At 50.1% G+C, this 595-nt stretch carries 1 protein-coding gene; it reads right to left on the bottom strand.

The genetic code is table 11. From position 1 onward, the window contains the following. On the bottom strand, window positions 1-560 hold a 560-nt coding region (locus EYB29_RS11250; protein WP_166627298.1), incomplete at its 3' end, for an AMP-binding protein. Window positions 561-595 lie beyond the last annotated feature (35 nt).

Below are 595 nucleotides of genomic sequence, written 5' to 3' on the forward strand. Positions count from 1 at the left end.
ACTCCTTTGGGTGTCCCCGTGGTCCCTGAGGTGTAGATCACATAAGCCAGATGATCGGCACGGGTTGTGTTGGTCGGATTTGTCTCATTGATCTGTGCCGTATCCAGATGGTCCAATGCGAGACATGGTCTATCCGGATGACCTTTTAAGCCCAACTGCTGGATGACGGAAGTCTGACTCAATACGGCCTTGGCGCCGCTGTCCGCCAACATGAAATCAATGCGCTCCATCGGGTATTCCGGGTCGATGGGCAAGTAGGCTCCGCCAGATTTAAGTATACCCAGCATTCCGACAATCATGTCCAACGACCTGACTGTCAGTAAGGCCACACGATCTTCGGATTTTACGCCCTTTTGCCTAAGCAGATGGGCCACTCGGTTTGCCTGTTGATTCAACTCTGCATACGTAAGTTGTTGGCCCTCGAAGACCAGAGCCACCTGGTCCGGGTTTTTTTGAACCTGGTCTTCAAAGAGTGCCTGGATGGTTTTATCCCTTGGATAATCAGCCTGTGTATCATTGAATTCGACCAGCAGTTGATTCTCTTCTTCTTCCGTCAACATGTTTATCTCACTGATGCTTCTCTCCGGATTCTTAA

This window comes from Jeotgalicoccus sp. S0W5 (assembly GCF_011634875.1).
Classification (GTDB): domain Bacteria; phylum Bacillota; class Bacilli; order Staphylococcales; family Salinicoccaceae; genus Jeotgalicoccus; species Jeotgalicoccus marinus.